The sequence below is a fragment of the Sphingomicrobium sediminis genome (assembly GCF_023805295.1).
GTDB lineage: Bacteria > Pseudomonadota > Alphaproteobacteria > Sphingomonadales > Sphingomonadaceae > Sphingomicrobium > Sphingomicrobium sediminis.
Genome location: NZ_JAMSHT010000001.1, coordinates 1,317,081 through 1,339,825, shown reverse-complemented (window position 1 = coordinate 1,339,825; position 22,745 = coordinate 1,317,081). Strand labels below are relative to the sequence as shown.

Below are 22,745 nucleotides of genomic sequence, written 5' to 3'. Positions count from 1 at the left end.
AGGATTCCCTATCAGGTTTCAAAGATTTGCGCGCCAACAGGGAGGGCGACCCAATGAGCATCGATTTCATGCGACCCGAAGTAGACGAACTGCGGCCCCGCATCAGCGTGGTCGGGGTCGGCGGCGCCGGCGGCAACGCCATCGCCAACATGATCGAGGCCGAAATCCAGGGCGTGAATTTCATCGTCGCCAACACCGATGCGCAGGCGCTGAACGCCTCGCCGGCGGACACCAAGATCCAGCTGGGTCTCAAGATTACCGAGGGCCTGGGGGCAGGCTCGCGGCCGGAAATCGGTCGCGCCGCTGCGGAAGAAACCGCCGAGGAAATCGAAAAGTCGCTCGCGGGAAGCCACATGTGCTTCATCGCTGCCGGCATGGGCGGCGGCACCGGCACGGGCGCCGCGCCGGTCATCGCCAAGACGGCCCGCGAAATGGGCATCCTTACCGTCGGTGTCGTGACCAAGCCGTTCGCTTTCGAAGGCGCGCGCCGCGGCCGCGCTGCCGATAGCGGCATCGAAGAGCTGCAGGGCCATGTCGATACCCTGATCGTCATTCCCAACCAGAACCTGTTCCGCCTCGCGACCCCCGACACGACCTTCAAGGAAGCCTTCGAAATGGCCGACGAGGTCCTCAAGCAGGGCGTGCGCGGCATCACCGATCTCATGATCATGCCGGGTCACATCAACCTCGACTTCAACGACGTGAAGTCGGTGATGGGCGAGTTGGGCAAGGCGATGATGGGCACGGGCGAGGCCGAGGGCGACAATCGCGCCATCGAAGCCGCCGAAAAGGCCATCAGCAACCCGTTGCTCGACGGCGTGTCGATGGCTGGCGCGACCGGCGTCGTCATCTCGATCATGGGCGGCAGCGACATGAAGCTCATGGAAGTCGACGAGGCCGCGAGCCACATCAAGGATCTGGTCGACGAAGACGCCAACATCATCTGGGGCTCGGCCTTCGATCCCGAGCTGGAAGGCCGTATCCGCATCAGCGTGATCGCCACCGGCATCGACGGCGACGCCGAAATGAAGGCGCCGACGCGGACCACGACCAGCGCGACCGGTTCGGGCCATGTGTTCAGCTTCCCCGGCGCGGGTCGTCCGGCCACGGGCGCTGCGCCCAAGGCGGATTTCACCATCGGCACGCCGACGCCCAAGGACGAACCCGAAGCGATCATCGAGGAAGATGAGGACGACGCGCTCGACCTCACCGACATGGTCGAAGAAACGAATGACGACGACATCCTGACCCTCGACGAGGAAGATGTGCTGGCCGAGCCGGTCTCGAGCCCGCCCATCGCCCCGCCGGTCGACGAGGATGAAGAGGAAGAAGTCGCCGAGGCTGAAGAAGCCGAACCGATGCCGCTCCTCGCGACCAAGGGTGAAGCCAAGCCGACCGCAGCGCCGAGCGCGCCGCAGGGCGGCGGTGGCAGCCTGTTCGAACGCATGAGCAATATCGCCAAGGGCGCTGCTGCTGCGGGCGAAGAGGAAAAGGCCGGCAGCTTCGGCAACAATGTCGACATTCCGGGCTTCCTTAACCGCCAGAATAATCAGTAATATTAACGGGTTGATGGATTTCCACCTGTCGCTGGACCGGCACGTTTCATCGCGTGCCGGACGGTATCGACAGGCTTTAGAAAGCTTCGACGTGGCACAAGGCCGCCATGCTTAATCCGAAATCCAAACGCGCGCCCGCGATTGGGGCGGCGCTCGCGGCAGTCATGCTCGCGCTCGCGCCTACGCCCGCGACGGCGCAAATCGCCTCGGAAACGCCCGGTGAAAAGCTCTCGCGCAACCTGCGCGTGCTGGCCGAGCGTCCCGATGCCTTCGACCCGCTGATCGGTGCCGGTGAGGCCGCGCTCGCGCTGGGCGACCTGCCCGCCGCCGCCGGCTTCTATGGCCGCGCCGCAGACATCCGCGCCAGCGATCCCCGTCCTTTGATCGGGCTCGGCTGTGTCGCGGTGCAGATGAACGATCCCGAAAAGGCGCTTGCCTATTTCGCCGATGCCGCAGCGCTTGGCGCGACGCAGCGCGACATGGGTGCAGGCCGTGGTCTCGCCTATGACCTGCTCGGTCGCCAGCGCGAGGCCGAAGCCGATTATCGTGCGGCCTTGCGCAGCTCGGAGGGCCAGAAGGCCGGCCGTCGCCTTGCGCTCAACCTCGGCATGCGCGGCGAACGCGACGAGGCGCTTCGCCTGCTCGCGCCGTTGGTCGCACAGGACGACATGGCGGCGATCCGTGCGCGGGCGTTCGTGCTCGCCATGACCGGCGACCTGCAGGGTGCTGCGGCGACCATCGATGAAGTCATGCCGGGCGCTTCCTACCGGATGAACCCCTTCTTCGCCGAACTGCCCACCATGTCGCCGCGCCAGAAGGCCGCGGCCGTACATCTTGGCATCTTCCCGACCGCCGACCGGATCGAACGCGTGTCGACGCCGACCGTGCCGACGTCGCCGGTGCGAGAGCCCGCGGGCCCGCCGGCACCGCGTCCGGTCGCCACGGTCGACCCCGAGGCGCAGAACCTGCCTGAAGGCTGGCAGGTCTCGACGCCCGATACCGAAGTCGCCGAAGCGCAAAACATGCCCGAAGGCTGGGCCGTGGCCGAGGCTGAACCCGCCGCGCCGCCGCCCATCCCGCAAGTAACCGTCCGCGAGGCGCCGGTGCGCAGCGAAGAGGTGCGTGCGGTCGATATCCCTGCGGTCCAGGCGGACCGGTTCGAAGCCGAACGCCGCGGGCAGCAGGCTGCCGCCACGCCGAGCCGCGACACGCGTCTTGCCAATCTCGACAGCGTGCTTGCCAGCATCGAGACGGATGACGAGGCGACCCCGCTGGGAAAATCTGAAGGCGCGGCCGGTATCAATCCGCCGCCCGCGCCCATGCCCAAATATGATGCGCCGCCCGCGCCGCGACCCAAGGTCGAAGCGCCGCGTCCCGCTGCGCCTGCCGCCGCACCCGCGCCCGATATCGGGGTCGAGGGGCGCTGGTTCGTCCAGCTGGCCGGCAGCGACAATGCCTCTGCAATGGCATTCGAATATCGTCGCATCCGCGGCCGTGCGCCTGGCCTGCTCGGCGAGAATGCCGGCCTCGTGACGCGCGGCGTCGAATTTCACCGCTTGCTCGTCGGCCCGTTTTCCAGCAGGGCGGATGCGCAGGCCCGGGTCAACCAGCTCAAGGCCGAGGGCGTCGACGCCTTCGTCTGGTCGCGTGATCCGGCCGCGCTCAAGATCGACCGTCTCTAACCCGACCTTCGAGGGGGCCAACCTTGCTGTCATCCACGCTGAAGAGCGATCCAGCGGCCTCGCGCGGACGCCAGCATTGCGAGGATGATCGCGGCCCCCGAGGCCCCCGCGACGCCTTCCAGCGCGACCGCGACCGCATCATCCATTCGGTCGCATTCCGCCGCCTTCGCCACAAGACGCAGGTCTTCGTCGCGCCCGATGGCGATCATTATCGTGTCCGCCTGACGCACAGCCTGGAAGTCGCGCAGATCGGCCGCGCGATGGCCCGTACCTTGGGCCTCAACGAGGACCTTACCGAAGCGCTCTGCCTCGCCCACGATCTCGGCCACCCGCCGTTCGGCCATGCCGGCGAAGATTCGCTGACCGAGGCGCTCGCGGCCGGTGGCGGCTTTGACCATAACGGCCACTCGATCCGCATCCTGACGACGCTGGAATGTCCCTATCCGGCCTTTGACGGCCTCAATCTAAGCTGGGAAACGCTGGAGGGGCTGGCCAAGCATAACGGGCCTGTCGCCGCCCCCGAATGGGCCCTGCACGAAGCCGATGCCGCTTACGGCCTCGAACTCGGCCAGCATGCCAGCCTCGAGGCGCAGCTCGCGGCGATTGCCGACGACATCGCCTATGACAATCACGATATTGACGACGGGCTGCGCGCCGGCATCCTCGACCTCGACGATCTGCTCGCCCTGCCGCTGGTAAAGCGCCATTGGGACGCGATCGAAGACCGCCATCCGGGGCTCGATCCCGACCGCAAGCGCGCGGCCTTGGTACGCGACATGATCGGCACGATGGTCGGCGATGTGCTTGCCGAGACGCGCCGACGCATCACCGAGACGGGCGTCGACACGGTCGACGACGTACGCGCCGCCGGACGTCCGCTTGTCGGCTTCTCGGAGGGAATGCAGGCCGAAGAACGCGCGTTGAAGCGCCATCTCTACGCCAATCTCTACAATAGCGAGACGCTGCGTCCGATCCGTTGCGGGGCCAAGCGGATCGTCACCGGGCTGGCCGAGGCCTTGCTTGCGGATCCCGTGCTGCTGCCTTCGGGATGGGCACGCGGCGACGGGGAGACCCCTAGGATGCGCGGCATCGCCGACTATATTGCTGGGATGACCGATCCTTTCGCCATTGCCCGCTACGAAGAATGGGTGGGCCCATCACCGCTTCCCGCGGCGCGTTTCTGACGCCGTGACGCGCATCGCCCTTATCGGCGCGACGGGCCTCATCGGCTCGCACCTCGTGCCGCACTTGAAGGACCATCGCTTGCTCTCGCTCGCCCGCCGCGCGAGCCTGCCGCCGCATGTCGGATGGCGCGAAAAGGTGGCCCCGATGAAGGATTGGCCGGGCCTCATTGCCGACGAGGAGGTGGATGTCGCCATTGCGGCCATCGGTACCACGTGGGCCAAGGTGAAGGATTGGGAAAAGTTCGACCGCATCGACCGGCACGGCGTCGTCAATTTCGCCGATGCCGCCAAACAGGCCGGTGCGCGCCAGCTGATCGTCGTTTCATCGAGCCTCGCCGACGCCAATTCGCGCAACAAATATCTGGCGATCAAGGGACAGATGGAGGCGGACGTCGCCGGCGTCGGGTTCAACCGCCTCGACATCGTACGCCCCGGTTTATTGCGCGGCGACCGCGGCAAGGAGAGGCGGCTCAAGGAGCGGCTCGGCATCCTCGTCTCGCCGCTAACCAATCTGATCGTCCCCTCCAATCTGAAGGCCATCGACGGCGAGACCGTGGCTCAAGCCATCGCCGCCTTGGTGGGCGCAGAAGGCGGTGGCCAGACGATCCACCATAATCGCGAGATCCACGCCTTGGCCGAGGGGGACACTGCGTCATGATGAAGCCCTTCATCCCACGCGCGCCCATCATCATGGGGTCGATCACCGGGACCTTCATCGGTTCGATCCTGCTGATCGTCGCTTTATTGCTGTTCGACCGCGAAGGCTTCGATGCGGGGCTGCAGGAAATTCCATTGCTCCTGATGATGACGGCCTTGCTGGTGCCGATCTCGGCCTTCGCCATCGTCATCTTCGGCTATCCGGCCGCTGCCGCCGTGGGCGAGGCCTGGCGCAAGCCATGGGTCGGGATTGCCGCCTTGCTGATGGGCGGGCTTGCCGGGCTGATCACGCGCATCACTTTGGTGAGCGTCTTTGCCGGCGGCTTTGCACGACCCGGCGGGCTCGGCGTCATGCCGGTCGATGCCGGGATCATCTATGGCGCGAGCGTGGGGCTGGCCTACTGGATGTTCGAGCGCGACTGGCGCCTGCGCGACGAAGCACGCCGCGCTGCCGAAGGGCCGGGCGAGGAAGTGCCCAGCTCAACCGAATTTTCGCAGCTGCCTTAGGCCGCTCGAGCCTCCCGACAATTTGCGACACTCTGCGACTGGCTCCCACTGAGGTCAGGTGACATCATGCTCGCCAGGATCAAGGAGGCGGACATGAGCGATATCGGCTTTGCACAGGCCCGTTTCGGGCTCGGTGCCCGCGCCGGAGAGCAAGTGGGAAGTGAGGCGAAAGGCTGGGCGCTGGCGCAGCTCGATCGCAGCCTCGCGCCTGTTCCCGATGACGTCCCGGACCGCCGCGCGTCGGCAGAGAAGGTCGCGGCATTTTACGGGACGCTCCGCGAATTTCGCGACAATGGCCAGAGCGGCGAGATGGACCAGGCCGAGATCGAACGCGACCTCCGCCGCCAGTTGCGCCAGTCGGTTGGCGTCGACACGGTCGCGATGGTCAATGCCCGCGCCCGGCTCGCCATCGACAGCGATGCGCCGATGCTCGAGCGGATGGTGCATTTTTGGTCAAACCATTTCGCAACGTCGGGCCGCAAACCTGGCGTCTTCGGCTTCGCCGGCAACATGGAGTTCGACGCGATCCGTCCGCATGTCATGGGCCGCTTCGAGGACATGTTGCTGAGCGCCGAGGCGCATCCCGCCATGCTCCTCTACCTCGACCAGGCACAATCGATCGGACCGGACAGCATGATCGGACGCGGCGCAGCGCGGCGCGGACGCGATCTCGGGATCAACGAGAATCTGGCGCGCGAAATCCTCGAACTGCACACGCTCGGCGTCGATGGTGGCTATAGTCAGGCCGACGTCACCGAATTTGCTCATGCATTGACCGGGTGGACGGTCGCCGGCCTGACCCGTGGCCCGCTCCAGCGTTTTGCGCGGGGCGAGCCGGGCGAGACGATCTTCGTCGACGCGATGCACCAGCCGGGCAGCCGCACGATCATAGGGCAACGCTTCGGCGATGACGGTCCCGACCAGGCGGCGGAAATCCTGCGCATGCTGGCGCGGCATCCTTCGACCGCGCGGCACATGGCGACCAAATTGGCGCGTCACTTCGCTGCCGACGAGCCGCCGCCCGCCATGGTGGCGCGGATCGAGCAGGCCTGGCTCGCAAGCCAGGGCAGCCTGCCGACCGTCTATCGCGCGATCATCGACAGCCCCGAAGCGTGGGAGGCGACCAGCGCCAAGTTCCGCAATCCCTGGGATTGGACGATCGCCTCGCTGCGCGCGATGGGCGGCGAGACGCCCGACGGTCGCCGCTTGTTTGGCATCTTGAATGAGCTTGGCCAGCCGACCTGGCAGGTCCCGAGCCCGGCAGGCTGGGACGATGTCGCCGGAAGCTGGGCCGGACCCGACGCGCTGGTGCGCCGTGTCGAGGCTGCGCAGCGTATGGCCGGCCTCGCCCGGGGCGCAGATGCCCGTGACATCGCGCCCGCTATCGTCGGGACACGCTGGAGCGAGACGAGCGCACAGGCAGTGCGCCGCGCCGCCAGCGCCACCGATGGCTTCGCCCTTTTCCTCGTCAGTCCTGAAATGCTGCGGAGATAGATCATGGTCACTCGTCGCAACCTCCTGAAGTTGGGCGCGCTGGGCGCAGGCCTGGTGACGCTGCCGCAGATCGGCTTTGCTGCCGGTGCGGACACGCCCAAGAAGTTCCTCTTCGTGATCCAGCGCGGCGCTGCCGATGGCCTCGCCACGCTCGCGCCCATTGGCGATGCGGCCTATCGCGGATTGCGTGGTGAAGAAGCCGAGCGGGTCGGCGAAGGCGTGGCGATCGGCAGCGACTTCGCGCTGCACCCCTCGCTCGAACGCGTTGCTGCCATGCACGGCAAGGGCGATGCGCGCTTCGTCCATGCGGTCGCCTCACCCTATCGCGACCGCTCGCATTTCGATGGCCAGAATGTCCTCGAGACGGGCGGGGCGCAGGCCTATGCCGTCAAGGATGGCTGGGTGAACCGCTTGCTCGGCGCATTGCCCGGCACGCGCGCTGTCGCGCTGGCACCCGCCTTGCCGGTGGCGCTACGCGGGCCGGTCGCAGCGGCCAGCTTCGCGCCGTCACGACTTCCCGATGCCACCGCCAACCTGATGGCGCGGGTCGGCAATCTCTATGCGGAAGATCCCGAACTGGGACCCATGTGGGAACAGGCCGAAGCGGTGCGCGGCATGGCCGGCGATGTCGCCAATGCCCGCGATGGCGCGGCGATGGGCGAGCTTGCCGCCAACCTCATGACCGGCCCCGACGGCGCCAGCATCGTCATGGTCGAGACCGACGGCTGGGACACGCATTACCAGCAGGCTGGCCGCCTTGGCCGCGCGCTCACCGGCCTCGATGCGCTGCTCGGCGGGTTTGAAGCGGCGATGGGCGATGAATGGAGCGACACGCTCGTCATTGTCGCCACCGAATTCGGGCGCACCGCAGCCTTGAATGGCACCAACGGCACTGACCATGGCACCGCTTCGATGGCGATGCTGCTGGGCGGTGCAGTGAAAGGCGGCGACGTGCTGGCCGACTGGCCGGGATTGAAGAGGAATGCGCTTTATCAGGGCCGCGATCTGATGCCGACATTGGGGCTCGATGCGCTGATCGCGAGCGCGCTGGCGCAGCATTTCGGCATCGACGATGCGGGCGCCTTGCTGTTCCCCCAGACCCGCCCGGATTTGATGCGCGAGACGCTGATCGGTTGAAGCGGCCGACCAAGGCGGCTAGATGCCCGGAAACGCTTTTAGATTTCCGGAAAATCCACCATGTCGCTCTACGCCCGTTTCCAGTCGAAACTCGACGCCATCCTTGCCGAGCTGATTGCCGCCGGCACCTTGCCCGAGACGGTGAATACCAAGCCCGTCGCGGTCGAACCGCCGCGCGATCCCTCGCATGGCGACCTGGCGACAAATGCGGCGATGGTTCTGGCCGGGCAGGCCAAGACCAATCCGCGTGCGCTTGCAGGCGAAATCGCGCCCAAGCTCGAAGCGCTGGATGGCGTGACCAGCGTCGAGATTGCCGGCCCCGGCTTCATCAACATGCGGCTCGATCCGGCGGTCTGGAATGACGAACTCCATGCCATGATCGCCGAGGGTGATGCCTATGGCCGCGTCGCCACCTCGGGCGACACCGAGACCGTCAATGTCGAATATGTCAGCGCCAACCCGACCGGCCCGATGCATATGGGCCATTGCCGCGGCGCGGTGGTCGGCGATGCGCTCGCCAACTTGCTCGAATGGGCAGGGCGCGACGTCACCCGCGAATATTATGTCAACGATGCCGGCAGCCAGATCGACACGCTCTCGCGCTCGGCGCACCTGCGCTACCGCGAAGCGCTGGGCGAGGATATCGGCGAGATCCCCGAAGGTCTCTATCCGGGCGACTATCTGAAGCCGGTGGGCCAGGCGCTCGCCGACGAATTTGGCGACACCTATGTCGGCAAGGACGAGGCCGAATGGCTGCCCGTCTTCAAGCCCTTCGTGGTCGAGCGCATGATGGACATGATCCGCGCCGACCTGGCGCTGCTCGGCATCCATCATGACCTGTTTGCCTCGGAAGCCGAATTGCAAGCCTCGGGCAAGGTCGAGGCGGCGATGGAGGAATTGAAGGCCAAGGACCTCGTCTATGACGGCATGCTGGAAGCGCCCAAGGGCGAAACGCCCGAGGATTGGGAGCCGGTCGAACTGACCTTGTTCCGCTCGACCCAGTTCGGCGACGACCAGGATCGCCCGATGAAGAAGTCGGACGGCAGCTGGACCTATTTCGGCGCCGATGCCGCCTATCACTACCAGAAGGCCGAAAAGGCTGACCATCTCGTCAACATCTGGGGCGCCGACCATGCCGGGACGGTGAAGCGCGTCCAGTCGGCGGTCAACGCGCTGACCGATGGCGAGAAGAGCCTCGATGTGAAGTTGGTCCAGATGGTCCGCCTGTTCCGCGATGGCGAGCCGGTGAAGATGTCCAAGCGCTCGGGCAATTTCGTCACGCTCGCCGACATGGTCCGCGAAGTCGGCAAGGACGTGGTGCGCTTCATGATGCTCACCCGCAAGGCCGATGCGCCGCTGGACTTCGACTTTGCCAAGGTGACCGAAGCGACCAAGGAAAACCCTGTCTTCTATGTCCAATATGCGCATGCGCGGATTTCCTCGCTTGGCCGCAAGGCGGCTGAGGCTGGCCTCGATGCAGGCGAGGCCGACCTCACCTTGCTCGACGACGAGGAGCGCGGCGTGGTGAAGCTGGCCGCGCAGTTCCCGCGCCAGGTGCGGCTCGCCGCCGATGCCTACGAGCCGCATCGCATCGCTTTCTATCTCTACGACCTTGCCGCTGCCTTCCACGCGGCGTGGAATCGCGGCAATGACGATCCCTCCAAGCGCTTCCTGCTCGAGGACCAGCCCGAATTGTCGCGCGCGAGGCTGGAATTGGCCCGTGCGATCGGGCAGGTTCTACGGAACGGCCTCGCCATCATGGGCGTCGAAGCGGCCGAGGAGATGCGTTAGTGAACGAAGCCGCCCAGGAAGATGCAGAACGGTTGCCCTGGCTCGAGCCGGTAGAGGACGAGTCGGCACCGCAGACGATCAGCGGGACCAAGATGGCGGTGGGTGCCGTCGTCGTCCTGCTCGCCTTGGGCGCACTCGCCGTTACGACCTTCCTTTTGGGCCGCGATTCCGGTGTCGGTGGGGAGCCCGAGCTAATCGCCGCGCCGTCGACCCCCTACAAGGTGGAACCCGAAGATCCGGGTGGCCTCGATCTGTCCGACGATAGCGGGACCGCCTTTGCCACCAGCGAGGGCGAGGATCCCGACGCGCAGCTCGATACCGACAAGCTGGAAGACAATACGCCGCGTATCGCCGTCGATGAGCCGCAGCGTCCCGCCGCGACCTTGCCGGATAATGAGACGCGCCGTCCGGTGCCCGCGGAAGGCCCGCCGCCCGTCGCGCGCGGCAGTGCCGGCGGTCCGCTCATTCAGCTGGGCGCCTATTCGAGCCGTGCCACGGCCGAGACCGGCTGGGCGCTGCTGTCCTCGCAATTCGACGAAGTCGCGGCGATGGATAAGGTCATCCAGGAGGCCAATGTAAACGGCCAGAACCTCTTCCGCCTGCGCGCCCGCGCTGCCGATGCCGATGCCGCGCGCAGCGCCTGCAACGCGTTGCGTGCCGCGGGCGAAAGCTGCGTGATCGTCAACTGATGCAGGCGGTCATCTATGGCATGTCGGGGCTTACGCTCACCGACGAGGAAACGCGTTTTTTCAAAGACGCCAATCCGGCGGGCTACATCCTGTTCGGCCGCAACGTCGAGGATATGGAGCAGCTGCGCGGGCTGACCGATAGCCTGAAGAGCCTGCATGGCCGTGACGACCTGCCCATCCTGATCGACCAAGAAGGCGGCCGCGTCGCACGGATGCGCCCGCCCGAATTTCCCGAATTTCCGGCGATGGGCAAGTTCGCCAAGCTGTATGACATCGCCCCGTCCTCGGCGATCGAGGCGGCGCGCGCCAATGCCCGCGCCATCGGCCTGATGCTCGCCGAGGCCGGGATCACCGTCGATGCGCTACCCGTGCTCGACGTGCTCCAGCAGGGCGCGGACGAGATTGTCGGCGATCGCTCGCTGGGCGCCGAACCGATGCAAGTGGCGGCGCTGGGCCGCGCGGTGATCGAGGGTCTCCATTCGGCCGGCGTTGTCAGCATCATCAAGCATATTCCGGGCCATGGCCGTGCCATGGTCGACAGCCACAAGGACCGTCCTGTCGTGCAGGCGATCGGGCCCGATCTCGACCTCGACCTTGCTCCGTTCGAGAGCCTCTCCTGGGCGCCGATGGCGATGGTCGCGCACATCGTCTACACCGCCTGGGACCCCGACCATATCGCCACCCAGTCCCCGACCGTCATCGGCGATATCATTCGCGGCCGTATCGGCTTCGACGGCTGGCTGATGAGCGATGACCTCAACATGGCGGCGATGGAAGGCTCGATGGCCGAGCGTGCGCAGGGCGTTATCGAGGCAGGCTGCGATGTCGCGCTCCATTGTTCGGGCAAGATGGACGAGATGGTCGACGTCGCGAAGGTCGTGCCCGACATGCATCGCCTCAGCTGCGAACGCATGGACCGGGCCATGGCGATCCGTGCCGATGCCGGCGATCCCTTGGACCTCGCCGCCGCGCTCGAGAAACGCGACCAGCTGCTCGCGCTTGCCTAAAGCCCCATTCGCGCTAGGGTTCGTCCATGGGGGAGCTTGAATTCCGATCGCCTGTGGCACCGCCCGAGAGCCTGCATCTCGACCTCGACAATTGGGAGGGGCCGCTCGACCTGCTCCTGAACCTGGCGCGGGCGCAGAAGGTCGACCTCCATGAAATCTCGATCCTCCAGCTGACCGAGCAATATCTCGGCTATATCGAGGAAGCGCACACGCTGCAGCTGGAGCTGGCTGCGGACTATCTCGTCATGGCGGCCTGGCTCGCCTACCTCAAAAGCTGCTTGTTGCTGCCCAAAGACCCGGAGGCCGATCCCAGTCCCGAGGAACTGGCGCTGCGGCTCCAGCAGCGCCTGATGCGGCTCGATGCGATGCGCGATGCCGGGGCGCGGCTGCTGGGACGCGATCGGCTGGGGCGCGAACGCTTCTGGCGCGGTGCTCCGGAAGGCCTCAAGACGCTGCGCAAGTCGAATTGGCAGGTCTCGGCCTACGATCTCTATGCCGCCTACGGGCAGGTCCGGGCGCGCACGCAGCCGGCTATGCATGTCGTCCATGACCGCAAGGTGATGACGCTCGAGCATGCGATGGAGCGCCTGTCCTCGATGCTGGGCTTTGCGGTCGAATGGACCGATCTCACCAGCTTCCTGCCCAAGTCGACCGACGGTGCGTTCCTGAAAAGCTGTCTCGCTTCCAGTTTCCTTGCCAGCCTTGAACTGGCGCGGACCGGTCGCCTCAGCCTCGAGCAGGAAGGCGAGTTCGAGCCGATCCGCGTGAAGAGGGTCGTATGAGCATGGATGATTTCGAGCGCAGCGTGGAAGCGGTCTTGTTCGCCGCCGATGAGCCGCTGACCCGCGAGGATATCGAGGCGCATGTCGGCGAGGGCGATGTGAAAGCCGCGCTGGACGCGCTTGCCGCGCATTACGAGAATCGCGGCGTGCGGCTCGTCCAGCATGGCAAGCGCTGGCATTTCGAGACCGCGGCCGACCTTGCGCATTTGCTGCGCCGGACGCGCGAGGAGCAGCGCCGCCTGTCGCGTGCGGCGACCGAGACGCTCGCCATCATCGCTTATCACGAGCCGGTGACCCGCGCCGAGATCGAGGCCATTCGTGGCGTGCAGATTTCAAAAGGCACGCTCGATGTGCTGATGGCCGCTGAATGGATCCGCACGGCGGGCCGCCGCGAGACGCCTGGCCGTCCGCTGCAATATGCCACAACCAAGGACTTCCTCACCCATTTCGGGCTCGGTTCGCGCCGCGATTTGCCTGGGATCGACGACCTCAAGGCCGCCGGCCTGCTCGATCCGCTGGACGAGGAGGCGATGCAGCTGGCGCTCGAGGAAGCGGGCGCGGATACAGATGATGACATGGATGAACTGGAAAGTGAGCGCGAAGAGGACTAGGTTGGGTCCAACTCAAGCTTAGGAGCATATTCCATGGGCAATATCGGCCTTCCCGGTATCCTCATTCTCGCCATTCTCGTGTTGCTGCTATTCGGCCGCAATCGCTTCTCCAACATGATGGGCGATGTCGCCAAGGGCTTGAAAAGCTTCAAGAAAGGCATGGCTGACGAGGATGACAGCAAGCCGCAGCCGCCCAAGCAGATTCCGGGCGACAATCAGACCATCGATGCCGAGGTGACGCGCGACCGCGACCAGGCGTCGAACTAAGCCGCGCCAGCAATGTTCGGCATCGGCACGATCGAATTGCTGGTGGTCGCCATCGCGACCCTGCTCTTCGTCGGCCCCAAACAGCTCCCTGTCGTGATGCGCACGGTCGGCCGCTGGGTCGGCAAGATGCGCGCCTATGTCCGCCACTTCAACGCGGGCATCGACAATATCGTGCGCGAGGCCGAGCTGGAGGAAATGGAAAAGCAGTGGAAGGCGCAGAACGAGGCCATCATGGCCCAGTTCCCCGCCGACCAATATGCCGACGAGATGCTGCCGAAAGAGGCGCGCAAGCCCGCCGATGATGCGGAAAGCGATGCGCCCGATGCCGCGAAAAAGGAGGGCGATTGATGCCGCTCTCCGATATCGATGACACCAAGATGCCGCTGCTCGATCATCTGATCGAACTGAGAAAGCGGCTGGTGTTGGTGGTGGCGGTGCTGGCCGTTGCCTTTTTCGCCTGCTTCTACCTCGCCAAGCCGATCTTCTCGGTCTTGGTCCAGCCCCTGCTCGAGGCAGGCGAGGGCCGTCTCATCTTCACCGACGTCTTCGAAGCCTTTTTCGTCGAGGTGAAGGTGGCCTTGTTCGCGGCGTTGATGATCACCTTCCCGGTGCTGGCGACGCAGTTATGGCGCTTCGTCGCACCTGGCCTCTACGCCAAGGAAAAAAAGGCCTTCCTGCCCTTCCTGATCCTCACGCCCTTCTTTTTCGCAGGCGGTGCCAGCTTTGCCTATTTCGTCGCCATGCCGATCGCATTGGACTTCCTGCTGGGGTTCGAAGGTGAGGTCGGCGGGGTCGAGACCGAAGCCATGCCGGCCATCGGCAATTACCTCTCCTTCTCGACCAAATTCCTGTTCGGCTTCGGGCTGGCCTTCCTGCTACCCATCCTCGTCATGCTCCTGGAGCGTGCAGGGCTGGTGACGCGTGAACAACTGGCTGCGGGCCGACGCTACATGATCGTGGCGGCATTCGCGATCGCGGCCGTCCTGACGCCGCCCGATGCGGTGAGCCAGATCATCCTCGCGGTACCGTTGGTGCTGCTCTACGAATTCGCCATTCTCGCCATCCGCTTCACCCATTGGCGCAGCGCCAAAGAGGGGGCGAAAGATGCGGACGCGACAACCGAAGCCTCGGTGGAAGAGGCCCAGACTGTTTCTACGGAAGCTGGAGACAATTTGGGCCCGGAAACGCCACCGGGGGGGGGGAGGGTTGGCGGTTCCGGGCCCACTTGAGTGGATAGCGAGAGCGGGGGGGCAAAAGGTCACTATCCATGCAATACAACGCCCCTTCTGGAAGTGGGTTCCAGCCTAGCCAAAAAATTTGGGCGATTTGCGACGAACCGTTAGTCGCTTGATTTTTCAGGGAAAACGGGGATTTCCACGCTGTAGTTGCCGAGTTTCTTGTCGAGCGGTGAGCGCAATTGGCGCGACAGGCCTTCGACGATCCGCTCGAACTGCGCCTGTTGCGGCGGCGCATCCTCTCCGCTGACGAGGTCGGCGCTCGCGACCGACAGCCGCGCGGTCAGCTCGCTGGTGCGGCGAAGCCCGATTTCGATCGCTGCATCGCCGCCCGACAGCAAGGCATGCTCGACCACCTCGGTGACGAAGAAGGCAGCCGAGACGGCGGCATCCTGCGTCGTGGCCGCAGCGTCGAGGTCGAGGTCGAAGGCATGGCCCGCATTGCTCGCCGAGGCGCGCAGGCCGGCGGCCAGTTCGGTGAGCAGCGGGCGCAGCTGGATCCCGCGGCTTTCTTCGATCTCGGCAAAGTGGTTGCGGTGGACGACCGCCAGCGCTTCGACCCGCCGCCCGATGCCGGTGTAGGCAGCCTTGGCCTCCTCGCCCTCGACCCCGCGCGAGTGGATGTTGAGCAAGCTGGCGACGACCTGCAGGTTGTTCTTCACGCGGTGGTGGACTTCGCGAACCAGTTTCTTCTGATTGTCGATCGCGGTCCGCAGCTCGTCTTCGCTCTCTTCCATGCGACCGACGGCTGCCATGAAGCTGTTGCCGAGTTCATGGATTTCGCGCGCCGGGCCGAGCCGTTCGGGCAGCGCGAAATCGTCGGTATCGACGTCATATTCGCGCACGGCATGATTGAGACGGCGCAGCGGTCGGATCAGCAGGAAATGGACCAAAACCCAGGAAAGGAGGGCGGCAAAGGCCCACATGATGACCGGCAGGACGAAGCTCAAACGGTCACGATTGGTGAAATCCTGGTAGCTGGTCGCCGCATTCATCTCGAGCCGCTGGCCCGCGATGGGGACATTGAGCTGTTCCGTTGCGATACCGGGGCGGCGTGTCGGCTCGGCTGAGGCAACCGCGAGCCGGCGTTCGCCATCACCGATACTGAATTCATCGATCGATGTCCCGTCTGCCGCGACGGCTTCGAGGATTTCCTGCCGTTGGATTCGACCGGTCGCGGTTGCGCCGGGCACCGCGACCTGGAGGACGATGCCGTCATTTGCAGGGTCGACCCACAAAGCGATCGGATCGCGCGCATCGGCGACGCCGTTGGGCGGTGGCACGGTGGGCAAGTCCCCGCATATCTCGTTGCCATCGGCGTCCGAGATGACGAAGTCACGAGCGACAGCCGGAGCGACCGAAAGAGCTTCGCGTGCTGCCATGCACGGATTGGCTTCCCCCGCAGCGACCGCGCCATAAGCTGCGACGCGCAGTGCGAGTGTGTTGCGGGCGATCAGTGTCTCGGCCGAACGCGCCGCGGCAAACATTTCCGCTTGCGCCTGGCCGCGCAGCGCTTGTCGGCTGTCGTTGAATTCGGCGACCGCGTTCCAGATGATCAGCCCGCCGATCGGAAGCAGCGCGAGCGCGATCGCAACCAGCATCTTGAACGGCGTCGAGATGCGGCCCGCAATCTTGTTGTCGTCAGTGCTCATGCGATGGCCCCCGGGGCCTTAGTCGAGCTTGCCCAGCAGGTCCCGCAATTCGGCAGGAATGTCTTCGCGCAGCGTGTCGTCATAGACCGATTTCAATGCCCTGCTGACCTGTTCGCTTTTGGGGCGTGCGGTCGTGGTGCGGCGCGCTGCGCCGGACTTGGCGTCCGCAGTGCCGCTGTCTTTTTTACCACTCAACCTCACATCCCCTTCGCGCGGATTGTCGCGCGCCATAGTGCAACTCCTGTACGCATCGACTTACTAACCAACGGATCGCGAGAACGTTCACCGTTTACATCGGATGGCGAGAAAGCATCCGCGCTTCTTGTCGTCAAGCGCGTCGATTCCCTCCTGCCCACCGACCTGCGAGAATTATTCGTCGCTGCGGTGTTGGATGGGGAAACCAAACGCGCCCAGCTTTGTTCCACACCAAGAATGGTTGCGGGGAACCCAATGCAATCAGGCCGCGCCGAATGGTCCCGATCCCCCGCATTCGGGCAGGCGCGGTATTGAAACGCTGGCGAAACGGTCCCACTGTTGAAGGGTCGCATCGCCAATCAGGAGTGCAAGTCTATATGTCTCTCGGTCAGGAACTCGCCCCTCATCTGCCTTTCTTGCGCCGCTATGCGCGCGCGCTGACCGGCAGCCAGGTCCATGGCGACAATTTCGTGCGCACGACGCTGGAAACCATCGTTGCCGAACCCGACGAATTCCCGCGCGACCGCGACCCGCGCCTTGGTCTCTACCGGATCTTCCACGCCATCTGGTCGACCGCACATATCGACGATGACAGCGATCCCGGCGCGGTTGCCGGCGATGGCCCCGAGCATATTGCGCAGGCGCGCCTCGCGCAGATCACGCCGCTGTCGCGCCAGGCCCTGCTGCTGACCAGCCTCGAGGGATTTTCCAACGAGGATACCGCCTATCTGATCGACAGCAGCCCCGAAGATGTCGAAAACCTCGTCAGCGAAGCGCTGGCAGAGATCGAGAAGCAGACCCGCGCCGAAGTCCTCATCATCGAGGATGAGCCGATCATCGCGATGGATATCGAGACGATCGTGCGCGACCTCGGCCATAACGTGACCGGCGTGGCGGTGACCCGCGACGAGGCCGTTGCGCAGGCCAAGGCCGACCGTCCGACCCTCGTCCTTGCCGACATCCAGCTGGCCGACGACAGTTCGGGCATCGATGCGGTAAAGGATATCCTCGGCGAATTCCGCGTGCCGGTGATCTTCATCACCGCCTTCCCGGAACGCCTGCTGACCGGCGAACGGCCCGAGCCGACCTTCCTCATCACCAAGCCGTTCCAGCGCTCGACGGTGAAGGCGGCGATCAGCCAGGCATTGTTCTTCGATGCCGCGACGGTGCCCGCTTAAGTCGGGGAGCCGACAAAAGACTGTATTTTCAAGGCTTGTTACATATCGGTAATGGATGGAACTTCGTCGCTTGCGACTTGTTTCGTTCATTCCCGATGCCTACCTTCATCCTGTCATCTTGATCGACAATGATGATGGCGCGGGAGCGTACCGAGTCGTTTTAGTTGGGGTTCAAAGGCCCCCGGGGGAAGCAATTGGCCAAGTCGAACAAGGCAAAGGACGAGGGCGACAAGAAGCCCGATCCGATTCCGCTGCCGGACGACGAGTTCAAGGAGCAGCTGGCGCAGGTCATTCCGCACCTGCGTGCGTTCGGCCGTTCGCTCTCGGGCAATCGCGACACCGCGGACGATCTCGTCCAGGAGACGCTGCTAAAGGCCTGGGCGGCGCGCAAGCGCTTCCAGGCGGGCACCAACATGCGGGCCTGGACCTTCATCATCCTTCGCAACCTGTTCCTCAGCCAGATGCGCCGCGCGCGCTTCAAGGGCGAGTGGGACGATGTGACGGCGGCCAAGATCCTCGCCGCGCCCGCGGACCAGGACAAGCATATCGACCTTGGCGACATGCAGCGCGCCTTGTTGCAATTGCCGCAGCCGCAGCGCGAGGCACTGATCCTCGTCGGGGCGGGTGGCTTTGCCTATGAGGAAGCCGCGCAGATTTGCGGCTGCGCCGTGGGTACGATCAAGAGCCGTGTCGCACGCGGCCGCGTGGCGCTCGAGAATCTCCTCAACAGCGAGGAGCTACCGCCGCGCAAAAGCCAGGATAGCGATCCCGAGCATACGGCGCTTCAGAATATCATGAACCAGGTGGATGAGCTGTCGGGCGACAATTGATCGCCCATGACCTTGGTACGCGCCGCTAGAGTGCGACCTTGTCCAATTCCTCGAGCAATGCCTGCATGTCCTCGGGCACCCCATAATTTGGGTTGTCGTAGATCAGCCGCAGCGAACCGGCCAAGCGGCGACGGTCGCAATCGTCGAACATGGTCGACATATTGCGTTTCTCGTCCCTGCAGGGTGCGGGCTTCAGGCGGGCATGGCTGTTCATCTCGCTTGACAAACGGCAAAAACCCGCCGCGGGTTCCGGATTGTTTCGGAAAAGCGACGAATGGTGCATGGGGGTCGCATGGATGAATTCGCCGCCAATCGACGAAGTGCACTGGACCGGGTTGCGGCCCATTCGCCCTTCCTGAAAGGCGCATCGATGCGCAATCCGGCGATTGTCGAGATCTTCGCTGAGGAAGGCAGCGATGCCGCCGTTGCGGCTGCGCTGGAAATTGGCGACGAGGATGTCGGGCGGGGCCTGCGCTTGCGTCGCGACGCGCTGGCTTTGGCAGTCGCGCTGGCCGACCTGTCGGACGAGTGGGGTTTGGAACAGGTCACTGCGGCGCTGTCCGAATTCGCCGACGATGCCATCGATCGCGCGCTGGCCGCGGCGATCCGCAAGCGCGTGCCGGACGCGCCCTTGGAAGGCATTACCGTCCTCGCTCTCGGCAAACTCGGCAGCCGAGAGCTCAACTATTCGAGCGATGTCGACCTCATCCTCCTGACAGACCCTGCCCGCGTGCCGGTGCGCGAGGGCGGAGACCCCGGCGAGAGCGCGGTTCGCATCGCCCGCGAGTTCGTCTCGCTGATGCAGGAGCGCCGGCCCGAAGGCTATGTGGCGCGGGTCGACCTGCGCCTGCGCCCGGCCTCCGAGGTCACACCCATCGCAATCCCCGTCGGCGCGGCCATCTCGCATTATGAGAGCGCGGCCTTGGGCTGGGAGCGCGCGGCCTTCATCCGTTCGCGCGTGGCCGGCGGCGACCGCATGCTCGGCGCGACCTTCCTCGAGGCCATCCAGCCCTTCGTCTGGCGCCGCGCCATCGATTTCGGCGTGCTCGACGAAATTCGCGGGATCGCGGCGCAGGTGCGCGACCATTATGCCTCCGGCCAGCGCTTCGGCCCGGGTTTCGATCTCAAGCGCGGGCGCGGTGGCATTCGCGAAATCGAATTCTTCGCCCAGTCGCTGCAGATGATCCATGGCGGCCGGGACGAAGCGCTACGCGCACCCGCCACGCTCGATGCCATCAAGGCGCTATGCGAGGCGGGGCATCTGGAGGAGCAGGATGCGACGATCCTCTCGGACGCCTATCGAGCGTTGCGTACGGCGGAACATCGCCTGCAGATGGTCGGCGACCGACAGACCCATGAATTGCCGCGCGATGGCGACGCGCTCGACGGGGCGGCGCAGCTCGCTGGCGCAAGCGATGGCGATGCTTGGCTCGCCGACCTCGCCGACCATGTCGAGGCAGTGGGGCAGCGGTTCGACAAGCTGGTTGCCGAAGATCGCAACCGGCTGCCCGCCGATCCCGAGGCGCTCGAAGCGTCGCTTGGGCGAATGGGTCTCAAGGATGGCGCGTCGGCCGCGCGGCTCATCGCCAATTGGCGGACCGGGCGTGCGCGCTCCTTGCGGTCCGAAGCTGCGCGCGAAGCGTTCGAGGCGATGCTCCCCGGCATGATGCAGGCGATCGGCGAGGCGCCCGATCCCGCCCATGCCTTCAACCGCTTCGCCGATATCGTCGAGCGCGTGCCGAGCGGCATCAACTTCTTCCGCCTGCTCGAGGCCGAACCGCGGCTGGCGCGCTTGCTGGCAACTCTCTTGTCGCAATCGCCGGCGCTGGCGCAGCAATTGGCCCGGCGCCCCGGGCTGATCGACGGATTGCTCGACAAGTCGGCCTTCGACCCGGTCGTTTCCGCCGCCGCCTTTGCGGCGCGGATCGAGGCGGCGATGGAGGGGCTCGATTATGACGTCGCGCTCGACCGTGCGCGTGCGCTTATCAACGAAAAGCGTTTCGCGTTGGGCGTGCAGCTTATCGACGACAGCGCCGACCCGCTCGATGTCGCACGCGGCTATGCGCATGTTGCAGAAGGTGCGATCCGCGCGCTGGCCGCCCGCACGATCGCCGAGTTCGAGCTCGCGCATGGTCGGCACGATGGCGAGGGGCTCGCCATTCTCGGACTGGGCCGACTGGGCGGCGAGGCGCTGACCCATGCCAGCGACCTCGACCTCATCTTCCTGTTCGACGAGCCGGTGAGCGCGCAATCGGACGGTCCCAAGCCGCTCGGCCCCACCGACTATTACAACCGCCTCGCCAGCCGCATTTCCTCCGCGCTCAGCGTGCCGACCGCCGTCGGGCCGCTCTACGAGGTGGATACCCGGCTGCGGCCGCAAGGCGCCAACGGCCCGCTCGCCGTGTCGATCGGCGGGTTCGATGCCTATCAGCGCGGCGAGGCATGGACGTGGGAGCATATGGCGCTGTGCCGCGCCCGGCCCCTGTTCGGCAGCGAGGCGGCCATGGATCGTATCGCCGATGTGCTGGCGGGCATTTACGGCCTCGACCGCGATCCCGCGCAGGTGCGCGCCGACGCAGCGACGATGCGCGCCGACATGGCGCTGCACAAACCCTCCGCCGGTCCGCTCGACCTCAAGCTGGGCGAGGGCGGGTTGGTCGACATGGAATTTGCCGTTCACGTGACGCAATTGGTGACGCGCGACGGGTTGTGCCCCGATTTGGGCGATGCTGTCGAGGCGCTGATCGAGGCAGGACATGCGCCTGCATCGCTTGGCCAGGATCATGCGTTGCTGACCAGGATGCTGGTGTTGCAGCGGCTGGTCGCCCCCGATAGCGCCAGCCCGGCGCGTGCAGCGCGCGAATTGGTGGCCAAGCGGCTGGGGGCGGACGATTGGCCCTCTTTGCTGGACGCGGTCGATGCCGCACGGCAAAGGATACGCGAATTTTGGAAGGGAGTGCGTGATGCTTGAAGCTGGAGACAAGGTGCCGTCGATCACGGTGAAGACGGGCACGGGCGAGATGGTCGACCTGGCCAGCCCCACCTGCACGACGGTGCTCTATTTCTATCCCAAGGATAATACGCCCGGCTGCACCAAGCAGGCGATCGGCTTTTCCGAGCATCTCGATGCCTTCAAGGAAGCTGGCGCGCAGGTCATCGGCGTGTCGCGCGATCCGATGGCGAGCCATGACCGCTTTACGCAGAAACACGACCTCACCGTGCCCCTGGTGGCCGACGAGGATGGCAGCGTTTCGGACGCCTTCGGCACCTGGGGCGAAAAGCAGATGTATGGCCGCAAGTTCATGGGCATGCACCGCGCCACCTTCATCATCGGCAAGGATGGCGAAGTGAAGAAGGTCTGGCCCAAGGTCCGGGTCAAAGGCCATGTCGAAGACGTGCTGGAGGCAGTGAAGGGGCTTTAGGGCCTTCGACTGTCTTGTAGGGGCGCTAGGCTTTTGCCATAGGGTGCCCAACACTTTGAGAGCGTAAGGACTATCCCGTGGCCGAATTCCGTCTTCCCAAGAATAGCCGTGTCAAAAAGGGCAAGAAGCATGCCCCGCAGGATGGTACCAATCTCAAGACGGTGAAAATCTATCGCTACGACCCCGAGAGCGGGGAAAATCCGCGCTACGATCATTATGTCATCGACCTCGACAAATGCGGGCCGATGGTCCTCGACGCGATCATCAAGATCAAGAATGAGATCGACCCGACGTTGACCTTCCGCCGCTCCTGCCGCGAAGGCATTTGCGGCTCGTGCGCCATGAACATGGACGGCAAGAACGGCCTCGCCTGTACCAGCGCGATCGAGGATTATTCGGGCACGCTCACCATCCACCCGCTGCCGCACATGGAAGTGGTCAAGGATTTGGTCGGCGACTTCACCCATTTCTACGCGCAATATGCCTCGATCCAGCCTTGGCTGAAGAGCGAAAGCCCCGAGCCGTCGGGCGCCGAGCGCAAGCAGGCCCCGGAAGACCGCGCCAAGCTGGACGGTCTTTACGAGTGCATCCTGTGCGCTTGCTGCTCGACCAGCTGCCCCAGCTATTGGTGGAATTCGGACCGCTTCCTCGGTCCGGCGATCCTGCTGCAGGCCTATCGCTGGCTGGCCGACAGCCGCGACGAAGCGACCGGCGAGCGCTTGGACCAGCTCGAGGATCCCTATCGCCTCTATCGTTGCCACACGATCATGAACTGCGCGAATGCCTGCCCCAAGGGTCTCAACCCCGCCAAGGCGATCGCCGAAACCAAGAAGATGATCGCCGAGCGCAGCGCTTGACGGTGACGGGCC

Annotated in this window: 23 protein-coding genes; 20 read left to right on the top strand and 3 right to left on the bottom strand. The window is 65.0% G+C overall.

Going from position 1 to position 22,745, the window contains the following annotated elements; translation table 11 throughout:
* Nucleotides 1-53 precede the first annotated feature (53 nt).
* From ftsZ to tatC, 15 genes are all read left to right on the top strand, one after another.
* The gene (gene ftsZ, locus NDO55_RS06980; protein WP_252113723.1) at nt 54-1,556 is read left to right on the top strand and encodes a cell division protein FtsZ; all 1,503 of its coding nucleotides are present in this window, start codon (nt 54-56) and stop codon (nt 1,554-1,556) included.
* A 107-nt stretch (nt 1,557-1,663) separates the two neighbouring features.
* A complete protein-coding gene (locus NDO55_RS06975; protein ID WP_252113721.1) occupies nt 1,664-3,238 on the top strand; it encodes an SPOR domain-containing protein in 1,575 nt (524 codons plus the stop codon).
* Between the two features lie 23 nt (nt 3,239-3,261).
* Nucleotides 3,262-4,422 (top strand): deoxyguanosinetriphosphate triphosphohydrolase, encoded by a 1,161-nt coding sequence (locus NDO55_RS06970; RefSeq protein ID WP_252113719.1) that lies wholly within the window; start codon nt 3,262-3,264, stop codon nt 4,420-4,422.
* Nucleotides 4,423-4,426: 4 nt separating this feature from the next.
* Entirely contained in the window at nt 4,427-5,080 is a 654-nt protein-coding gene (locus NDO55_RS06965; protein WP_252113717.1) for an NAD(P)H-binding protein, read from the top strand.
* Nucleotides 5,077-5,586: a hypothetical protein gene (locus NDO55_RS06960; protein WP_252113715.1), complete on the top strand. Its 510-nt coding sequence runs from the start codon at nt 5,077-5,079 to the stop codon at nt 5,584-5,586. Before NDO55_RS06965 ends, NDO55_RS06960 begins: the two co-directional genes overlap by 4 nt.
* Before the next feature lie 93 nt (nt 5,587-5,679).
* Nucleotides 5,680-7,080, top strand: a complete 1,401-nt coding sequence (locus tag NDO55_RS06955) for a DUF1800 domain-containing protein (protein WP_252113713.1) — start codon at nt 5,680-5,682, stop codon at nt 7,078-7,080.
* Between the two features lie 3 nt (nt 7,081-7,083).
* On the top strand, nt 7,084-8,217 hold the full coding sequence (locus NDO55_RS06950) for a DUF1501 domain-containing protein (RefSeq protein WP_252113711.1): 1,134 nt from the start codon (nt 7,084-7,086) through the stop codon (nt 8,215-8,217).
* Between the two features lie 60 nt (nt 8,218-8,277).
* Entirely contained in the window at nt 8,278-10,008 is a 1,731-nt protein-coding gene (gene argS / locus NDO55_RS06945) for an arginine--tRNA ligase (RefSeq protein ID WP_252113709.1), read from the top strand.
* Entirely contained in the window at nt 10,008-10,697 is a 690-nt protein-coding gene (locus NDO55_RS06940) for an SPOR domain-containing protein (RefSeq protein ID WP_252113707.1), read from the top strand. Before argS ends, NDO55_RS06940 begins: the two co-directional genes overlap by 1 nt.
* Entirely contained in the window at nt 10,697-11,704 is a 1,008-nt protein-coding gene (gene nagZ / locus NDO55_RS06935) for a beta-N-acetylhexosaminidase (protein ID WP_252113705.1), read from the top strand. The genes NDO55_RS06940 and nagZ overlap by 1 nt, the downstream gene beginning before the upstream one ends.
* A 26-nt stretch (nt 11,705-11,730) precedes the next feature.
* Entirely contained in the window at nt 11,731-12,486 is a 756-nt protein-coding gene (locus NDO55_RS06930) for a segregation and condensation protein A (RefSeq protein WP_252113703.1), read from the top strand.
* Nucleotides 12,487-12,488: 2 nt separating this feature from the next.
* Complete coding sequence (gene scpB / locus NDO55_RS06925; protein ID WP_252115566.1) at nt 12,489-13,097, top strand: SMC-Scp complex subunit ScpB; 609 nt, start codon at nt 12,489-12,491, stop codon at nt 13,095-13,097.
* A 33-nt stretch (nt 13,098-13,130) separates the two neighbouring features.
* Complete coding sequence (locus tag NDO55_RS06920) at nt 13,131-13,364, top strand: twin-arginine translocase TatA/TatE family subunit (RefSeq protein WP_252113701.1); 234 nt, start codon at nt 13,131-13,133, stop codon at nt 13,362-13,364.
* A gap of 12 nt (nt 13,365-13,376) precedes the next feature.
* The gene (gene tatB, locus NDO55_RS06915) at nt 13,377-13,712 is read left to right on the top strand and encodes a Sec-independent protein translocase protein TatB (protein WP_252113699.1); all 336 of its coding nucleotides are present in this window, start codon (nt 13,377-13,379) and stop codon (nt 13,710-13,712) included.
* The gene (gene tatC / locus NDO55_RS06910) at nt 13,712-14,593 is read left to right on the top strand and encodes a twin-arginine translocase subunit TatC (protein ID WP_252113697.1); all 882 of its coding nucleotides are present in this window, start codon (nt 13,712-13,714) and stop codon (nt 14,591-14,593) included. The genes tatB and tatC overlap by 1 nt, the downstream gene beginning before the upstream one ends.
* A 110-nt stretch (nt 14,594-14,703) precedes the next feature.
* Here tatC and NDO55_RS06905 read toward each other — a convergent pair whose 3' ends face one another.
* Together NDO55_RS06905 and NDO55_RS06900 are read right to left on the bottom strand one after the other, a co-directional pair.
* Nucleotides 14,704-16,251 carry a sensor histidine kinase gene (locus tag NDO55_RS06905; RefSeq protein ID WP_252113695.1) on the bottom strand — a complete coding sequence of 516 codons (1,548 nt, stop codon included), beginning with the start codon at nt 16,249-16,251 and terminating at the stop codon, nt 14,704-14,706.
* Between the two features lie 18 nt (nt 16,252-16,269).
* The gene (locus NDO55_RS06900; RefSeq protein WP_252113693.1) at nt 16,270-16,446 is read right to left on the bottom strand and encodes a NepR family anti-sigma factor; all 177 of its coding nucleotides are present in this window, start codon (nt 16,444-16,446) and stop codon (nt 16,270-16,272) included.
* A 377-nt stretch (nt 16,447-16,823) separates the two neighbouring features.
* Here NDO55_RS06900 and NDO55_RS06895 point away from each other — a divergent pair, with 377 nt between their 5' ends.
* Both NDO55_RS06895 and NDO55_RS06890 read left to right on the top strand, forming a co-directional pair.
* Nucleotides 16,824-17,624, top strand: coding sequence for a response regulator (locus NDO55_RS06895; RefSeq protein WP_252113691.1), 801 nt, complete (start codon nt 16,824-16,826; stop codon nt 17,622-17,624).
* 194 nt (nt 17,625-17,818) lie between these two features.
* Entirely contained in the window at nt 17,819-18,454 is a 636-nt protein-coding gene (locus tag NDO55_RS06890) for a sigma-70 family RNA polymerase sigma factor (protein ID WP_425276883.1), read from the top strand.
* Nucleotides 18,455-18,479: 25 nt separating this feature from the next.
* Here NDO55_RS06890 and NDO55_RS06885 read toward each other — a convergent pair whose 3' ends face one another.
* Nucleotides 18,480-18,668, bottom strand: coding sequence for a hypothetical protein (locus NDO55_RS06885; protein WP_252113689.1), 189 nt, complete (start codon nt 18,666-18,668; stop codon nt 18,480-18,482).
* Between the two features lie 78 nt (nt 18,669-18,746).
* Here NDO55_RS06885 and glnE point away from each other — a divergent pair, with 78 nt between their 5' ends.
* From glnE to NDO55_RS06870, 3 genes are all read left to right on the top strand, one after another.
* A complete protein-coding gene (gene glnE, locus NDO55_RS06880) occupies nt 18,747-21,425 on the top strand; it encodes a bifunctional [glutamate--ammonia ligase]-adenylyl-L-tyrosine phosphorylase/[glutamate--ammonia-ligase] adenylyltransferase (protein WP_252113687.1) in 2,679 nt (892 codons plus the stop codon).
* Nucleotides 21,418-21,876, top strand: coding sequence for a peroxiredoxin (locus tag NDO55_RS06875; protein ID WP_252113685.1), 459 nt, complete (start codon nt 21,418-21,420; stop codon nt 21,874-21,876). The genes glnE and NDO55_RS06875 overlap by 8 nt, the downstream gene beginning before the upstream one ends.
* A gap of 77 nt (nt 21,877-21,953) precedes the next feature.
* The gene (locus tag NDO55_RS06870; protein WP_252113683.1) at nt 21,954-22,733 is read left to right on the top strand and encodes a succinate dehydrogenase iron-sulfur subunit; all 780 of its coding nucleotides are present in this window, start codon (nt 21,954-21,956) and stop codon (nt 22,731-22,733) included.
* The last annotated feature ends 12 nt before the right edge of the window (nt 22,734-22,745 follow it).